This window comes from Sphaerotilus hippei, from assembly GCF_003201595.1.
Classification (GTDB): Bacteria; Pseudomonadota; Gammaproteobacteria; order Burkholderiales; family Burkholderiaceae_C; genus Sphaerotilus; species Sphaerotilus hippei.
The window spans coordinates 70,640-86,338 of record NZ_QJJS01000009.1; the positions used below are offsets into that span (position 1 = coordinate 70,640).

Genomic DNA, 15,699 nt, shown 5'->3' on the forward strand with positions numbered 1-15,699 from the left:
CTCACTTCACCACTTTCCAGCCGGCCGGCGTCCGGGCGGCCGCGGCCGGCGCGACCTCGTCGGACAGGCGCAGGCGCATCGCCGAGCGGGCCCGCGCCAGGCGCGACATGACCGTGCCGATCGGCACGTCGAGCACCTCGGCGGCCTCGGCATAACTGAACTCCTCCAGCCCGACGAGCAGCAGCACCTCACGCTGGGCCACCGGCAGGGTCTCGAGCGCGACCTGCAGGTCACGCCGACCCAGCGACTCCAGCTGCCCGCCGCTGACCGCCTGGGCGGCCGGCCCCTCGCCGTCCTCGTCGAGGGCCTGCATGGGCGGGTGGCGCTGGCGGCACTGGTTGGCATGCAGGTGGTGCATCAGCGTGAACAGCCAGGCTCGCAGCCGCTCGTGCGCATCGCCCTCGCCGCAGCGCCACTGGTCCAGCCGCGCCCAGGCGCGCTCGAGCGTGTCCTGCACGAGGTCGTCGGCCGCGCCCGCGCCGACGAGCGCGCGGGCGTAGCGCCGCAGGCGCGGCAGGTGCTCGATCAGGTCGGGGGCGACGGACATCGGGGCGACGAGGCGGGCGGCGACGCGTCAGGACCCGCCGTTCACGGGCGGGCGACGTGCCACACGCCGTTGACGCCATCCCCGCTGGTGTCGCCGGGCTTCTGGTCCTTGAACCAGGTGTAGAGCGGCTTGCCCTTGTAGGCCCACTGGCGCGAGCCGTCGTCGCGCAGCACCACGCTGTAGTCGCCCGTCGGCTTCGCGTCGGCCGCGGCCGTCAGAGGCGGCCACTTCTGCGCGCAGTCGCCGTTGCAGGCGCTGCGCCCGGCGCCGTCACGGTCGAAGGTGTAGAGCGTCATGCCGGCGGCGTTGCTGAGCAGGCCGCTGGCGACGAGAGTCGGAGGCGCGGCCGGCACGGTCGTGCAGGCGCCCAGGGTCAGGGCCGCCGTCAGGGTGGCCAGGCGGAGGAAGGAAGCAGCTCGCATGATGGATCTCCATGGGTTGACCCGGGAGTGAACACGGCGGCCCGCCGTTTTATTCCATCCCGACAAAAACAGCGCCGCCCCGTCGGGCAGGCCGGGACCGCGGGCGACAATCCCGCTCTGGCATCGGGCCTGCTTGATGGCCCGGCCCTGCCGCAGAAGGTGCCCCCTCATGAGCCTGTCGAACGACCTCCATCCTGACCCGTCCCTGCACACCCGCCAGCACTTCGCGAGCGACAACTATGCCGGCATGTGCGCCAACGCGGCGCGCTGGTTCCAGATCGCCTCGACCAGCGGCCATGAGCCCGCCTATGGCGACGACCGCTGGACGCAGCGGGTCTCCGACCAACTGCGCGAGCTGTTCCAGACCGACTGCGACATCTACTTCGTCTTCAACGGCACGGCGGCGAACTCGCTGGCGCTGGCCTCGCTGTGCCAGAGCTACCACTCGGTGATCTGCACCTCGGTGGCCCACATCGAGACCGACGAGTGCGGCGGGCCGGAATTCTTCTCCAACGGCTCCAAGCTGCTGGTGGCCGAGGCCGACAGCGAAGCCGCGCGCCGGGGCAAGCTGACCCCCGACGCGGTGGAGACGCTGGTGACCCGGCGCAACGACGTGCACTACCCCAAGCCCAAGGTGGTCAGCCTGACCCAGTCCACCGAGCTGGGCACGGTCTACACCGTGGAGGAGGTGCGCGCGATCGCGGCGATCGCCAAGCGCCGCCATCTGAAGGTGCACATGGACGGTGCCCGTTTTGCCAACGCCGTGGCCTCGCTGGGCTGCCACCCGAGCGACATCACCTGGCGCGCCGGCGTCGATGTCCTCTGTTTCGGCGGCACCAAGAACGGCCTGCCGGTGGGCGAGGCGGTGGTGTTCTTCGACCGGACGCTGAGCGAGGACTTCGCCTACCGCGTCAAGCAGGCCGGCCAGCTCGCCTCGAAGATGCGCTTCATCTCCGCGCCCTGGCTGGGCCTGCTGGAGAACGACACCTGGCTGCACAACGCGGCGCACGCCAACGCGATGGCCCAGCGGCTGCACCGGCAGATCGTGCACCTGCCCGGCGTGCGCGTGCTGCATCCGCCCGAATCGAATGCAGTGTTCGCCCGCCTGCCCCCGCTGGCGGTCACGCGGCTGCATGCCCAGGGATGGCGCTTCTACGAGTTCATCGCCGGGGGAGGCTGCCGGTTCATGTGCGCCTGGGACACCACGCCCGAATCGGTCGACGCCTTCGCCACGGCCATCGGCGTGGCCTGCGCCGACCTGTGAAACCCCACCCCTCGGGGGGAATGTCGTCGCTGGCCGCGCGGGCCAGACTGGGCGCGTCGGTCACAATCGGTCCCTGACCGCAACAGCCCCCGGAGGTCTCGACATGATGTTCCGTCCGATCGGAGAGCACGCGCTCACCCCTTGCATCGTGGTCCTGGGCGCCCCGCTGCTGCTGGACTTCCTGGTCGACGCGCTGGGGGGCTCGGTGCAGGACCAGGAGCGCCGCGAGGACGGCTCGATCGTGCAGGCCCGCGTGCGCCTGGGAGACACCGTGGTGATGGTCATCGAGGCCGGCCGGCAGTTCTCGCCGATGTGCGGGGCCTATTGCCTGGACGTCGAGAACATCGACGCGACCATGGCACGTGCGCTGCTGGGCGGTGCGACGCTCGACGCCGAGGTGAGCGACACGCCCGCCGGCCGCCAGGCCCGGGTGGTCGACCCCTTCGGCAACCTGTGGTGGTTGGCGGAAGACGAACGCATCAGCCAGGATGGAATGGCCCCATGAATCCAGAAGATCTCGAATTTCTCCCCGAACAGGGCGAGCCCCTGCAACTGATGGTGCTGCTGCACGGCGTGGGCTCGCAGCCCGCGCACCTGCGGCCGCTGGCCGACGTGCTGCGCCGGCAGTTTCCGCAGGCCGCCGTGCTGGTGCCAGCCGGCTTCGAGCCTTTTGATGCCGGGCCGGTGGCCGGCCATCAATGGTTCTCGGTGCGCGGCATCGACGAGGACCAGCGGGTCGAACGGGTCGCCCGCAGCCTGCCGGCGCTGCTGGCCCGCATCCGGGCCGAACAGGCCCGCCTGGGCGTCGAAGCCCGCGCGACGGCACTGTTCGGCTTTTCCCAGGGCGCGATCATGGCCCTGGAGGCGGTGCAGGCCGACCCGGCACTGGCCGGACGGGTGCTGGCCTTCTCGGGCCGTTATGCCCGCCTGCCCGAGCAGGCCCCGCCCGAGACCACCATCCACCTGTTCCACGGCTCGGCCGACCCGGTCATCGACGCGGCACACAGCCGCGCGGCGATGCAGCACCTGTCGGGCCTGAGCGCGGGCGATGCGACGCTGGACCTCGCCGAGGGCGTCGGCCACGAGCTGCACGCCGCGCTGGTCGATCGTGCGCTGCACCGCCTGACCCACCATGTGCCGCTGCGCCTGTGGCAGGCGGCGATGGCCAGCCCCGGCAACTGAGCCGGGCGGCGGGGCCCGGACCCCGCCCTCAGAACTCCATGTCGAGTTCCTCGATCTCCTCGGGCTCGAGCCGGGCGGCTTCGATCCAGGCCTGCAGCTCGGGCATGGCCAGCACCGTGTCCATGTAGCGCCGGCAGGGCACGCTGACCGGCACGTGGTAGGTCGCCAGCCGGGTGACGACCGGCGCGTACATCGCGTCGGCCATGCTGCGCTGCGCACCGAACAGCCAGGGCCCGCCATGGCGCTGCAGGCAGTCGGTCCAGATCTCGAGCACGCGGTCGATGTCCTCCTGCGCGCGTGCCCAGACCTTGAAGCCGGGGAAGTCGCCCTTGAGGTTCATCGGCAGCGCGCTGCGCAGGCTCGAGAAGCCCGAATGCATCTCGCCGCAGATGGCGCGGCAGTGCGCCCGGGCGGCCCGGTCGGCCGGCAGCAGCCCGGCCTCGGGCGCCAGCTCGTTGAGGTATTCGGCGATCGCCAGCGTGTCCCAGACCTCGGTGCCCTCGTGGCGCAGGCAGGGCACGCGGATCGAGGGCGCCAGCAGCAGCAGTTCGCGCCGGGCCCCGCCGTCGTCGGGTTCGACCATCACCTCGGTGACCGACAGGCCGGCAAAACGCACCAGCAGCCAGCCGCGCAGGGACCAGGACGAGTAATTCCGGCTGCTCAGCGTCAGGCTGGCGGGAGCGGGCGGCGGTGTGGCGGCACGCCGGGATGGGGCACGGGTCATGAACGGGTCTCCTGGTACGGCTCGATCCGCAGCGGGCACGCAATCCGGATGCCAGGGCCGCTCAGGCTGGCGCGCAAGTTGCGTCCTGCCTCGTGAAACAGGCTCGACCATGATCTATCACAGCTACCAGACCCACAACGACCTGCTCCAGCCCTGGCGCGCCGCGGCAAGGCTGGTGGCCCCTTCGGTGCTCGACAGCGAGCACCCGTGGACCCGGGCGCCCTGGCTGCGCCAGTGGGCCGCTGCCTGCGAGGTGCTCGGCCTGAGCGAGCTCACGCACCACCGACCCGACTTCGGCATCAGGATGGTGCGCATTCCTGCCACCCGGGACGGCCACGCGGTCGAGCGTGAGGTCGAGGTCGAGGAGCAGGTGGTGCTGCGCACCCCGTTCGCGACGCTGCTGCGTTTCGCGAAGCCGGGCGTGCAGGCCCAGCCCCGGTTGCTGATCGCCGCACCGATGTCGGGCCACTTCGCCACGCTGCTGCGTGAGACGGTGCGGGTGGCGCTGGCCGACCACGAGGTCTACATCACCGACTGGCACAACGCACGCGACGTGTCGCTGCGGGACGGCCGCTTCGGCATGGACGAATACATCGAGCACCTGATGGTGTTCCTGCGGGCGATGGGGCCGGGATCGCACCTGATGGCGATCTGCCAGCCCTGCGTGGCCGCGCTGGCCGCCACCGCGCTGATGGCCGAGGACGAGGACGAGGCCGCGCCGATCAGCCTGACGCTGATGGCCGGCCCGGTCGACTGCCGGGTCAGCCCGACCGAGGTCAACCAGCTGGCCACCAGCAAGCCGATGAGCTGGTTCGAGAAGAACCTGATCGCCACCGTGCCACCGCGCCACGTCGGTGGCGGTCGGCGGGTCTATCCCGGCTTCGTGCAGCTGACCGCGTTCATGAACATGAACCTGCAGCGCCACATCGACTCGTTCCGGCAGATGGCCCGCCTGCGGGTGGACGGCGAGCACGAGGCCGCCGGCGCGACACGCCGGTTCTACGAGGAGTATTTCGCCGTCGCCGACCTGCCGGCCGACTTCTACCTGGAGACGGTGCGCAAGGTCTTCCAGGACTACGACCTGGCCCGCAACGCCCTGACCTGGCGCGACCGGCCGGTGCGCCCGGAGGCAATCCGGCGCACCGTGCTCTTCACCGTCGAGGGAGAGCGCGACGACATCTGCTCCATCGGCCAGACCGTGGCCGCGCACGAGCTCTGCAGCCGGCTCAAGCCGATGCTGAAGAACCACTACGTCCAGGCCGGGGCCGGCCACTACGGCGTGTTCAGCGGCCGGCGCTGGCAGCACCAGATCTACCCGATGGTGCGCGACCGGGTGCACCAGGCCCAGACCACGTTCGGCCGGGCCTGAGCACCGACCTCACCAGCCGCGGCGGGCGACCATCAGCGAGGACACCACCTCGGTCGAGGCGCGGCTGAAGCGGCCGTCCTGGCCGAGCAGCTGCCTCGCGCGGGTGCCGTCGCCCTGGTTGATGTGGCGCCCGATCTCGCCCACGGACTCGTGGAACTGGCGGTGCTGCTCGACCAGCGCGGAGAATCCCGGCTGACGGCCCCAGCGCTGCCGGGCCGCCCCGTGCAGCCACTGACCCAGCGCGCAGCGGTCGTCGCGGCAGATCACGTCGACGTCGAGCTGACGCTGCTCGCGCAGCGCCTCCAGCAGCTTGTCCTTCCAGGCCCGGTGGGCCGCGATGGCCGCGTCGAAGTCGAAGCCGTCGGCGCTCGGCAGGCGAAAGCGCGAGACCTCCTCGGCCATGCGGGCCGCCTGGTCCTTGACCGACGTGGCCGCGGCCGCCGTCTGCTCGACCAGCGCGGCGTTCTGCTGCGTGACCCGGTCCATCTCGTGCACCGCCTCGCTGACCTGGGTCACGCCCAGGCTCTGCTCCTGGGTGCCGGTGGCGATGTGGGCCAGCAGGCCGTTGACCCGCTCCACGTTGCAGACGATCTCGCGCATGATCTCGCCGGCCTCGCGCACGACCTCGGCGCCGGACTCGACCTTCTCGCGGCTGGCGGTGATCAGGCTCTTGATCTCGCGGGCCGCATCGGCCGAACGCTGCGCAAGCGTGCGCACCTCGCTGGCGACGACGGCGAAGCCGCGGCCGGACTCGCCCGCCCGGGCCGCCTCGACGGCCGCGTTCAGCGCCAGGATGTTGGTCTGGAAGGCGATGCCGTCGATCACGCCGATGATGTCCACCACCCGCACCGACGACTGGTGGATGTCGTTCATCGTCTGCATCATCGTGCCGACGATGGCGCCGCCCCGCTCGGCCGACTCGGCGTTGACCCGGGCCATGCCGGCCGCCTCCTGGGTGTGCACCGCGGTGTTGCGCACGGTGGCGGCGATCTGCTCCATCGACGCGGCCGACTGCTCGAGGTTGGCCGCGGACTGCTCCGTGCGGGCCGACAGGTCCATCGCGCCGGTGGCGATCTCGCTGCTCGAGTGCACCAGCTCGTCGGAGGCGCTGCGCACCTGGCCGACGATGTGGCGCAGCGCGCCCTGCATCTGGGTGAGCGAGCCCATCAGGCCGGCCACCTCGTCGCGGCCCCAGGCCCGGGGTGAGGTCGTCAGGTCACCGTCGCGCATCGCCTCGATGTGCAGCGTGACCTCGCGCAGCCCGCCTTCGAGCACCTTGCGGAAGGCGATGAACAGGTAGGCGGCCACCAGGATCGACAGCACGATCAGCGCCATCGTCAGGTCACGGGCCCGCTCGAGGCGGTCGACGCGCAGCTCGATCAGGTGATCGAGCTGATCGAGCGCCGTGCGCTGCAGGGCCAGCAGCTCGTCGACCGAGCGCTGCGCCCCGGCCGCGAACGCCGCCGCATCGCCGATGGCGGGCTGGTCGATGAAACGGTCCAGGCCGGCGAGCCAGTCGCGCAGCGTGGTCGAGGCGATCACCGGATCCAGCACCGGCGCCAGCGCCCGGTCGTAGGCCACGACCTTGCGCAGATCGGCGAGCACCGCTTCGGCGTGGGCCATCGCCAGGCTGTGATGTCGGGCCAGGACCCTCAGCTCGGCCGCCTGGGCGCTGCCCGTGCTCACCGGCCCCAGGGCGGCGGCCTGCATGCGGGTCACCGCATCGGCGATCGGCAGCAGCCGGAACATCGCCGTGTCCATCAGGTAGTAGCTGTCGATGTCCGGGTCGAGCGTCAGGTTGGAGCCATCGGCCACCGCGACCATCAGCTCGGCCAGTGCGGTCAGCACGGCGTCGGCGGAGGCGGCATCGCCGCGCTTCTGGCTGGCCGCCTGCCAGGCCTCGACCAGGCGTCGATGGCTGTCGGCCGTGCCCAGCATGGCCGCGTCGTCAGCCTGCAGGGTGGCCAGTTCATCGAGCTGTGCCTGGATGCGCCCCTGCGGCGCCTCGCTGCCGGCACGCTGGCGCAGCAGCGACTCGGCCAGCGGCAGCATCGCGCGCGCATGGCGCACGCCCAGGCGCTCCTTGGCGGAGAAGGCGATCTGGTCGGACATGCTGCCCAGGTACTGCGTCGCCAGCACCACGATGGGCACGGCGAACACGGCCGAGATCACCGTCGCCTTGGCGCGGAAGCCGACCGCCCTGAACAGCCGCACCCCCGGGGCCCAGGGCCCGTGGTAGCGGAAGAAGGACCCGATGCCGTGGGCGCCACGGCCTTCGACCGGGGCAGGGCTGGCGGCGGATCGGGCCGGCGCGAGGCCGGCCTGCGGGAAAGAGACAGACATGCACACTCCGTTGTTGTTCTGGGGATGGGCACCCGCCTGCTCCGCTCCGCCATCCGGAGAGCAGCGCCAGCGGCGCCGCGCGGGGCCCTCCTGGCCGTTCAGGTCAGCTTGAAGGTCGACACCTTCTCGCGCAGGTGGTCGCCCTGCTCGCTCAGCGCGTGGGAGGCCGCCTCCATCTGGCCGACCAGGTTGGTGTTCTCCTGGGTGACCTCGCTGAGGCCCCGGATCTCGATCAGGATGTTCTGGGAGTTCTGCTGGCCCGCGCGGGTCAGCGCGACGATCTCCTGCATCGTCTCGTGGATGCGCTGCACATGCGCATCGGTGGACTGCAGCGACTCGACCACCAGGCCGGTCAGCGCGCTGCCGTGGGCGATGTCGTCGGTCGAGCGGCCGATGATGTCGCTGATGCGGCGTGCCGACTCGGCGCTGCGCTGCGCGAGGCTGCGCACCTCGGTGGCGACGACGGCGAAGCCCCGTCCGGCCTCGCCCGCCTTGGCGGCCTCGACCGAGGCGTTCAAGGCCAGGATGTTGGTGCGGAAGGCGATGTTGTCGATCAGCTCGACGATCTCGCCGATCTCGTGGCTCTTGCCCTTGAGCGAGCGCATGCGCTCATCGAGCTTGTCCATGCGGGTGCGGCTGCGCGCGGCATCCAGACGCATCGCCTCGACCACCTCCACCGCACGATCGATCTGCTGGCCACATTCGTCGAGCTGATCGGTGTAGCGGGTCACGCCCTGCAGCACCTGGCTGATGGCGTCGGCCGAACGTTCGGTGCGCTGCGTCAGGTCCTGGTTGCCGCTGGCGATCTCGCGCGAGGCGTGCGAGACCGCGGCCACGCCCTGGCGTACCGCCGCGAACAGGTCGGCCAGGCGCGACAGCGAGGTGCCCAGCGAGTACATCGCCAGCGCCACCTCGTCGCGGCCCCACGGTTGCGGGCGGGCACTCAGGTCGCCGCTGGCCATGCGGGCCACCTGGGCCTGCAAGGCACCGAGCCCGCCGCTCATGACCCGATAGAAGGCCAGCAGCAGGTAGATCGCCAGCGTGACCAGCAGCGCCACCAGGCTGGCCAGCACGATGGCATCCTGGACCAGGCGACGCCCGGAAGCGTCCATCGCCTCGGCCAGCAGCTGCTGGCCGAGCGTCTCGGCCTGCTCGATCTCGCCCACGAGTGCCGTGACCTGCTGGCGCCAGGCCTGGCGCGCCTCGGCCGAGGCCTCGCCCTGGGCACTCATGACGGGGCTGCGCAGCAGCGCCTCGATGCGGTCCCACAGCGGCAGCGCCTGCAGACGTGCCAGCGCCGGATGCAGACCACGCTGGGCATCGAGCTGGGTGCGCAGCCGGTCCAGCGTGTCGTCGGCCAGCGCGGAGCGTTCACCCGCCTTGAGCCAGGCCCAGTCGTCGCCCTGGCCGGCCCAGACCAGCGTGCTGATGCCCCGCAGGCCGAGCAGGGATTCTTTCAGATGCGGCAGTTCGTCGAGCACCACCAGCTGCAGGTGGGCGATCGCCATGTCGCCCCTGGGCTGCACATGTGACGACTGCACCACCTGGCGCGACAGGGCCAGCAGCTTCAGGATGCACAGGCTCTGGCGCCGCCACAGCGGCAGGGTGGTGGCGGCGTCCGCCGCCGACAGCTCGTCCATGCAGGACTGCAGCGGCGTGAAGCTCGCGATGTTGCCCAGTTCACGGCGGACCTCGGCGTCGTGCGCGCGCAGGGCCGCCCAGCGTGCAGACACGTCGACCGCCCCGACCGGAAGTTCCGCGCTCACGTCGGCCGGCGGCTGCCCCCCCTGGGACTGGTAATAGGACAGCAGCCGTGCCTGCTGCAGCGCGCGGGTCAGCGCGTCGACATGGTCGACGTAGTTCATGGCCATGCGCGAGCGGGCCTCGTGGCGCACCATGTTCAGGGTCAGGTCGACGTAATGCGACGAGACCAGCACCAGCGGCAGCAGGAAGGCCCCGGCGACCACCGCGGCCTTGTACGAGAACGGCAGGGCGCGCAGCAGACGCACCCCGGGAGCGAGCAGGCCGTGGTAGCGGAAGTACTCGTGCAGACCCGCGATCAGGCGAGGCCGCCGGTCTGCGGTACTCGACGAGCCGCGGGCGTAACGCTGCAGGATGCCACTGAAGTTCATGCTCTTCCCAAGGTAGATCATCGCCGCCAGGGCAGCACGTGAAGCGCGCACCTTGACCACTGACGAAGCGATTGTCCGGACACCCTGGCACCGGCAAGCGCGGAACTGGCCGGCAAGCCCATGGGTTTTCAAGGGCATCCCGTGGCCACAGCACGGCACAGTAGCCATGGACAAAAAACGAACCGCCGCCGACCAGGGACCCTCTGGCCGGACCATCCTCAGAGAGGCTCCATGACCCGACCTGCCACGGCCCCGATGACACGACTCTCCGAGCCCGTGCCCGGCAGCACGCCCACGGGGCCCCGGCCGCTGCTGACCGCCGTCCTCGTGGCGGCCCTGTGCGGTGCCGGGGCGTGGCTGTCCACGCTGGGCGGGGCATGGCAGATCGCCGCCCCCCTGCTGACGTCGTTGCTGGCCGCAGGCGTGGTGCTGCGCCACGCCGGCGGCGATCGCCGCCCGGCCGGCACCGACGACACGATGAACGGCAGCCAGCTGCTGGTGCGCCAGGTGATTCCGGTCTGGCAGCGCCACATCCAGGCCTCGCGCAAGCAGGCCGAGGATGGCGTGGCCGCGCTGCTCGGCTCCTTCTCCAGCCTCAGCGACGGTCTCTCGCAGGCGGCGCGCAACGCCGAAGGCGCGCGGGGCAGCCTGGGCGCCGGCGTGACCGACGAGCTGCTCAAGCGCCATGAACAGGCCATCGGCGCGCTGCTGGGGCCGATGCGCGAGGCCGAGGCACAGCGCCAGCGCATGTATGAGCAGCTGGTCGCCTTCACCGACGACCTGGCCGAGCTGGTGCAGCACGCCAAGGAAGTGCGCCAACTCGCCAGCCACACCAAGCTCGTCGCGTTCAACGCGTCGATCGAGGCCCACCGCGCCGGCCGGCAGGACCACGGCTTCCAGGCCGTGGCCAAGGAAGTGCAGACGCTGGCGACCCGCTCGGACGCGGCCGGCCAGCGCATCGGCTCGGGCGTGTCGCGGCTCAACGACCGCATCGCCGGCCTCAAGCGCGAAGCCGCGCTGCAGTCGGGCAGCGACGAGGAGCTGAGGCTGTCGGCGCGCCAGCAGGCCCGGCTGGTGATCGGCCTGCTGCTCGACGACCTGGCGGAATCGCTGCAGTCCTCGCGCGAACTGCGCGACCTGAGCGTGCGACTGAGCGGCGACATGGACCAGGTGTTCATGGGCTTCCAGTACCAGGACCGCTTCAACCAGATGATGGACATCATCGAGCGCGACATGCAGCGTCTGACGGAGTGGGCCATCAGCAATGGCCAGGCCAGTCAGGCCGACGCGGCGCGCTGGCTCGACGACCTCGAGCGCACCTACACGATGGAGGAGCAGCGCTCCCACCATCACGGCACGGTCGACATCCAGCGCAATACCGGCGTGGAATTTTTCTGAAGGGACAGGCAATGAGCAAGACCATCATGGTCATCGACGATTCGAGCAGCTTCCGCACCGTGGTCAAGCTGGCACTGCAGAAGGCCGGCTACACCGTGGTCGAGGCGATGGACGGCCAGGACGCCGCCGAGAAGCTCGGCGGCAACCGCCCCCACCTGATCGTGTGCGACGTCAACATGCCGCGCATGGACGGCCTGACCTTCGCTCGCCACGTCAAGGCCGGGCCGCACAAGTTCACTCCCATCATCATGCTGACCACCGAGTCCCAGGAGGCCAAGAAGGCCGAGGGCAAGGCGGCCGGCGTGCGGGCCTGGATCACCAAGCCCTTCCAGCCTTCGCAGCTGGTCGACGCGGTCTCCCGCCTCTGCCCCTGATCGGCGTACCCGCGCAGGACCCGCGTCCTGCGCCCTGCCCTGGAGTCCGAGATGAATCCTTCCGAAGCCGGCACGAATGCCTGCCTGCACCTGGACGCCGAAGTGACGATCCGCCAGGCCGCCGAACTGCACCCGCGCCTGCGCGCGGCGATCGAGGCCGGGCTGGGCTGCATCGACCTGTCGGCCGTGGTCGAGTTCGACACGGCCGGCCTGCAGTTGCTGGCCGCGAGCTGCCGTTCCGCCCGTGACCAGGGACGCCGCCTGCAGCTGCAGGCCCCGTCGGAGGTGGTCCGTGGCGTCTGCGCCACCTACGGCCTGAGCGACTGGCTGGCCGATGCGGCCGTCTGAGGAGAAGAGATGAATTCGGACGACGAGATCCTCGCCATCGCGCGGGCGGGCTTCCTGGACGAGGCTCGCGACATGCTGAGCCAGTTCGAGGAATCGCTGCTGACGATGGAGGAAGACCCCCAGGACCAGGAAGCGATCAACTGCGCCTTCCGCGCCGCGCACACCATCAAGGGCACGGCCGGACTGTTCGGCTTCGACGCCGTGGTCAGCTTCACCCACGAGGTCGAGAGCGCGCTGGACGACCTGCGCGAGGGTGCGCTGCAGATCGACGGATCCTTCATGGGCCTGCTGCTGCAGGGCCGTGACCAGATGGAGCGGCTGCTCGCCGAGATCGGCCAGCCCGACCCCGATCCGGAGGTCGCGACGCTGAGCCTGGACATCGGCGCGAGCCTGAGGTCGCTGCCCCGCCGCGGCGCCGCGGCGGCCCGTCCGGACGCGGACACCCCGCGCGGCGCGGCGGCCGAGGCCGATGCCGCGGCGCCCGGTGGCACCTGGCACATCTCGCTGCGCCTGGGCGAGGACGCGCTGCGCAACGCGCTCGATCCGCTGTCCTTCGTGCGTTACCTCGACCGCCTGGGCACCGTCAGCGGCGTGCGCACGCTGCTCGAGCGTGTGCCGTCCCTCGAGCAGCTCGACCCCGAAGGCAGCTACATCGGCTTCGAGATCCGGCTCGACAGCACCGCCAGCCGCGACGACATCGAGCAGGTGTTCTGGTTCCTGCAGGAAGACAGCGACCTGGTCGTGCTCGCCCCGGACGCGTCGCCGGCCGACCACGAGGCCCTGCTCCACCGGCGGGCCACCACCGAGGCAGAACGTGAGGCGCTGCTCGCGCACTGGCAGGTGCTGGCCGGCCCGCAGCAGGCCCCTTTCATCGAGCGCCGCAACGCCGAGGAGCGCGATCGCCGCATCGAGGAGCCCGAACGCCGCAAGGGACCGCGCGAACGGCGCGGCAGCGACGAGACCCGTTTCATCCGCGTGCGCGCCGACAAGCTCGACCACCTGATCGACCTGATCGGCGAGCTGGTGATCGCCAGCTCCGGCGCGCAGCTGGTCGCGCAGCAGGAGCAGTCGCCCCGTTTCAGCGAGGCCGCGCTGCGCATCCACGACCTGGTGCAGGAAGCCCGCGACGGTGCACTGGGCCTGCGCATGGTGCCCATCGGCGAGACCTTCTCTCGCTTCCAGCGGGTGGTTCGCGACGTGAGCCAGCAGCTCGACAAGGACGTCGACCTGCAGATCACCGGTGGCGACACCGAACTCGACAAGTCGATGGTCGAGACCATCGCCGACCCGCTGATGCACCTGGTGCGCAACAGCATGGACCACGGCCTGGAGCCGCGCGAGGAGCGCCTGGCCGCGGGCAAGTCCGAACAGGGCCGGCTGGCGCTGCACGCCTACCACGAGTCGGGCTCGATCATCATCGAGGTCAGCGACGACGGGCGCGGCCTGGACCGGGATCGCATCCTGGCCAAGGCCGTCGAGCGCCAGCTGGTGCCCGAGGGGCAGGAGCTGAGCGACGAGGAGGTCTACCTGCTGATCTTCCAGCCGGGCTTCTCGACCGCGGCCCAGGTGACCAACCTGTCGGGACGCGGCGTCGGCATGGACGTGGTCAAGCGCAACGTCGAATCGATGCGCGGCCAGATCAAGGTCGCCAGCCAGCCCGGTCGTGGCGCGACGATGCAGATCCGCCTGCCGTTGACGCTGGCGATCATCGACGGCTTCCTCACCAGCGTGGGCGGCGTGAGCTACGTGCTGCCGCTGGAGATCGTCGCCGAGTGCATCGAGATGCCGCAGGAATGTGCCCGCAGCACCCCGGCGGTCACCGGCTGCTTCGATCTGCGCGGCGAGGTCGTGCCCTACATCGACCTGCGCCTGTGCTTCGGCCACGCCGGCCCCCGTCCGGCGCGCCAGAGCCTGATCATCGTGCGCACCGCGACGACGCGGCTGGGCCTGCTGGTCGACCGGCTGCACGGTGAATACCAGACCGTCATCAAGCCGCTGGGCGACATCTTCCGCCAGCTCGAGGGCATCGCCGGCTCGACCATCCTGGGCAGCGGCGAGGTCGCGCTGATCCTCGATGTGGCCGCGCTGGAAAAGCGCCAGTCCCGGGCCCGGATGTCCGCGCCCGCCCTTCCCCATTCATCTTCCAGCCCTGTCCACTAAGGATCCGTGATGTTTCAGATCAAGACCCAGAATCAGGTCCGGCGTGAGCAGGCGCTCTTCGACCAGGACGTCCAGCAGCACCTGACCGGCGTGCTCGTGGCCGCCGCGCACGGCGACTTCAGCCGCCGCGCCGACGTGAGCGGCCTGCCCGCCTCGCTGGCCGCGAGCGGCCGGGCCGTCAACCAGCTGCTCGACCAGATGGTCATGCTGCGCAAGGACCTCGCGCACATGAACGCCGAACACGATCGCGGCGACATCGACGTGACGGTCGATGCGAGCCGCTACGGCGGCGAGCTGGCGGTCATGGCACAGCACGTCAACCAGATGGTGGGCTCGCACATCGCCGTCAAGAAGAAGGCGATGGCGGTGGTCAAGGCCTTCGGTGAAGGCGACTTCGACGCGCCGCTGGAGGCCCTGCCGGGCAAGAAGGCCTTCATCAACGACACCATCGAGCAGGTGCGTCGCCACCTCAAGGGCCTGATCGCCGAAATGAGCCGCATGTCCTCCGAGCATGAGCGCGGCGACATCGACGTGCAGATCGACTCGCAGAAGTTCCAGGGCGACTTCCGCCTGATGGCGCAGGGCATCAACGACATGGTCGGCTCGCACATCGCGGTCAAGAAGATGGCCATGGGCGTGATCGGCGAGTTCGGCCGGGGCAACTTCGACGCCACGCTGGACACGCTGCCCGGCAAGAAGGTGTTCATCAACAACACCATCGAGCAGGTCCGCGGCAACCTCAAGGGCCTGATCGCCGAGATGAACCACATGTCGGTCGAGCACGACCGGGGCGACATCGACGTGATGATCGACACCGAGCGTTTCGCCGGCGACTTCCGCACGATGGCGCTGGGAGTCAACGCCATGGTCAACGGCCACATCGCCGTCAAGAAGAAAGCCATGGCCTGCGTGAAGGCCTTCGGCGAAGGTGACTTCGACGCGCCGCTGGAAGCTTTTCCCGGCAAGAAGGTGTTCATCAACGAGACCATCGAGCAGGTCCGCCGCAACCTGAAGGCGCTGATCGTGGACGCCGACATGCTGGCCGAGGCGGCGCTGGCCGGACAGCTCGACACCCGGGCGGAGGCCGGCCGCCATGCCGGGGACTTCCGCCGCATCATCGAAGGATTCAACGCGACGCTGGACGCGATCGTCACCCCGCTCAGCGAGGTGCAGTCGGTGCTCGGCTCGATGGAGGCCGGCGACCTGACCCACGTCATCACCGGCGACTACCAGGGCAGCTTCGCCGAGCTCAAGAACGCCGTCAACAGCTCGGTGGCCAAGCTCGCCCGCACGCTCAACGACGTGACGGGTGCGGCGCAGGCGCTGACGGCCGCGGCCAGCCAGGTCTCGTCGACCTCGCAGTCGCTGTCGCAGTCCGCCTCCGAGCAGGCCGCCAGCGTCGAGGAGACCACCGCCTCGCTGCAGGAGATGGCCTC

Annotated in this window: 14 protein-coding genes; 9 read left to right on the forward strand and 5 right to left on the reverse strand. The window is 70.4% G+C overall.

Annotated elements, in window-relative coordinates; translation table 11 throughout:
* Window position 1 precedes the first annotated feature (1 nt).
* Window positions 2-547 carry an RNA polymerase sigma factor gene (locus C7444_RS11085; protein ID WP_110400927.1) on the reverse strand — a complete coding sequence of 182 codons (546 nt, stop codon included), beginning with the start codon at window positions 545-547 and terminating at the stop codon, window positions 2-4.
* Between the two features lie 41 nt (window positions 548-588).
* Window positions 589-969, reverse strand: coding sequence for a COG4315 family predicted lipoprotein (locus C7444_RS11090; RefSeq protein ID WP_110400928.1), 381 nt, complete (start codon window positions 967-969; stop codon window positions 589-591).
* 169 nt (window positions 970-1,138) lie between these two features.
* Here C7444_RS11090 and C7444_RS11095 point away from each other — a divergent pair, with 169 nt between their 5' ends.
* From C7444_RS11095 to ypfH, 3 genes are all read left to right on the forward strand, one after another.
* Window positions 1,139-2,233, forward strand: a complete 1,095-nt coding sequence (locus C7444_RS11095) for a threonine aldolase family protein (RefSeq protein WP_110400929.1) — start codon at window positions 1,139-1,141, stop codon at window positions 2,231-2,233.
* 103 nt (window positions 2,234-2,336) lie between these two features.
* Window positions 2,337-2,738: a VOC family protein gene (locus tag C7444_RS11100; protein WP_110400930.1), complete on the forward strand. Its 402-nt coding sequence runs from the start codon at window positions 2,337-2,339 to the stop codon at window positions 2,736-2,738.
* Entirely contained in the window at window positions 2,735-3,415 is a 681-nt protein-coding gene (ypfH, locus tag C7444_RS11105; protein WP_110400931.1) for an esterase, read from the forward strand. Before C7444_RS11100 ends, ypfH begins: the two co-directional genes overlap by 4 nt.
* Window positions 3,416-3,443: 28 nt before the next feature.
* Here ypfH and C7444_RS11110 read toward each other — a convergent pair whose 3' ends face one another.
* Window positions 3,444-4,139 carry a glutathione S-transferase gene (locus C7444_RS11110; protein WP_110400932.1) on the reverse strand — a complete coding sequence of 232 codons (696 nt, stop codon included), beginning with the start codon at window positions 4,137-4,139 and terminating at the stop codon, window positions 3,444-3,446.
* A gap of 109 nt (window positions 4,140-4,248) precedes the next feature.
* Here C7444_RS11110 and phaZ point away from each other — a divergent pair, with 109 nt between their 5' ends.
* Window positions 4,249-5,508, forward strand: a complete 1,260-nt coding sequence (phaZ, locus tag C7444_RS11115; RefSeq protein ID WP_110400933.1) for a polyhydroxyalkanoate depolymerase — start codon at window positions 4,249-4,251, stop codon at window positions 5,506-5,508.
* Between the two features lie 9 nt (window positions 5,509-5,517).
* On the opposite strand, the gene C7444_RS11120 is transcribed toward phaZ, so the two are convergent.
* A complete protein-coding gene (locus C7444_RS11120) occupies window positions 5,518-7,851 on the reverse strand; it encodes a methyl-accepting chemotaxis protein (RefSeq protein WP_245909515.1) in 2,334 nt (777 codons plus the stop codon).
* Window positions 7,852-7,949: 98 nt separating this feature from the next.
* Complete coding sequence (locus tag C7444_RS11125; RefSeq protein WP_110400934.1) at window positions 7,950-9,983, reverse strand: methyl-accepting chemotaxis protein; 2,034 nt, start codon at window positions 9,981-9,983, stop codon at window positions 7,950-7,952.
* A gap of 231 nt (window positions 9,984-10,214) precedes the next feature.
* Between C7444_RS11125 and C7444_RS11130 the strand changes: the two genes are divergently transcribed.
* From C7444_RS11130 to C7444_RS20235, 5 genes are all read left to right on the forward strand, one after another.
* A complete protein-coding gene (locus tag C7444_RS11130; protein WP_170130711.1) occupies window positions 10,215-11,381 on the forward strand; it encodes a methyl-accepting chemotaxis protein in 1,167 nt (388 codons plus the stop codon).
* An 11-nt stretch (window positions 11,382-11,392) separates the two neighbouring features.
* A complete protein-coding gene (locus C7444_RS11135) occupies window positions 11,393-11,755 on the forward strand; it encodes a response regulator (protein ID WP_110400936.1) in 363 nt (120 codons plus the stop codon).
* A gap of 51 nt (window positions 11,756-11,806) precedes the next feature.
* Window positions 11,807-12,103 carry an STAS domain-containing protein gene (locus C7444_RS11140; protein ID WP_110400937.1) on the forward strand — a complete coding sequence of 99 codons (297 nt, stop codon included), beginning with the start codon at window positions 11,807-11,809 and terminating at the stop codon, window positions 12,101-12,103.
* A gap of 9 nt (window positions 12,104-12,112) precedes the next feature.
* The gene (locus C7444_RS11145) at window positions 12,113-14,263 is read left to right on the forward strand and encodes a chemotaxis protein CheA (RefSeq protein WP_110400938.1); all 2,151 of its coding nucleotides are present in this window, start codon (window positions 12,113-12,115) and stop codon (window positions 14,261-14,263) included.
* A 9-nt stretch (window positions 14,264-14,272) separates the two neighbouring features.
* A partial coding sequence (locus tag C7444_RS20235; RefSeq protein WP_375136929.1) for a HAMP domain-containing protein occupies window positions 14,273-15,699 on the forward strand: 1,427 nt, incomplete at its 3' end.

What these genes read in the sequence shown, in the direction of transcription:
- C7444_RS11085 (WP_110400927.1), bottom strand. Translation starts at nt 547, where the DNA reads ATGTCCGTCGCCCCCGACCTGATCGAGCACCTGCCGCGCCTGCGGCGC.
- C7444_RS11090 (WP_110400928.1), bottom strand. Translation starts at nt 969, where the DNA reads ATGCGAGCTGCTTCCTTCCTCCGCCTGGCCACCCTGACGGCGGCCCTG.
- C7444_RS11095 (WP_110400929.1), top strand. Translation starts at nt 1,139, where the DNA reads ATGAGCCTGTCGAACGACCTCCATCCTGACCCGTCCCTGCACACCCGC.
- C7444_RS11100 (WP_110400930.1), top strand. Translation starts at nt 2,337, where the DNA reads ATGATGTTCCGTCCGATCGGAGAGCACGCGCTCACCCCTTGCATCGTG.
- ypfH (WP_110400931.1), top strand. Translation starts at nt 2,735, where the DNA reads ATGAATCCAGAAGATCTCGAATTTCTCCCCGAACAGGGCGAGCCCCTG.
- C7444_RS11110 (WP_110400932.1), bottom strand. Translation starts at nt 4,139, where the DNA reads ATGACCCGTGCCCCATCCCGGCGTGCCGCCACACCGCCGCCCGCTCCC.
- phaZ (WP_110400933.1), top strand. Translation starts at nt 4,249, where the DNA reads ATGATCTATCACAGCTACCAGACCCACAACGACCTGCTCCAGCCCTGG.
- C7444_RS11120 (WP_245909515.1), bottom strand. Translation starts at nt 7,851, where the DNA reads ATGTCTGTCTCTTTCCCGCAGGCCGGCCTCGCGCCGGCCCGATCCGCC.
- C7444_RS11125 (WP_110400934.1), bottom strand. Translation starts at nt 9,983, where the DNA reads ATGAACTTCAGTGGCATCCTGCAGCGTTACGCCCGCGGCTCGTCGAGT.
- C7444_RS11130 (WP_170130711.1), top strand. Translation starts at nt 10,215, where the DNA reads ATGACCCGACCTGCCACGGCCCCGATGACACGACTCTCCGAGCCCGTG.
- C7444_RS11135 (WP_110400936.1), top strand. Translation starts at nt 11,393, where the DNA reads ATGAGCAAGACCATCATGGTCATCGACGATTCGAGCAGCTTCCGCACC.
- C7444_RS11140 (WP_110400937.1), top strand. Translation starts at nt 11,807, where the DNA reads ATGAATCCTTCCGAAGCCGGCACGAATGCCTGCCTGCACCTGGACGCC.
- C7444_RS11145 (WP_110400938.1), top strand. Translation starts at nt 12,113, where the DNA reads ATGAATTCGGACGACGAGATCCTCGCCATCGCGCGGGCGGGCTTCCTG.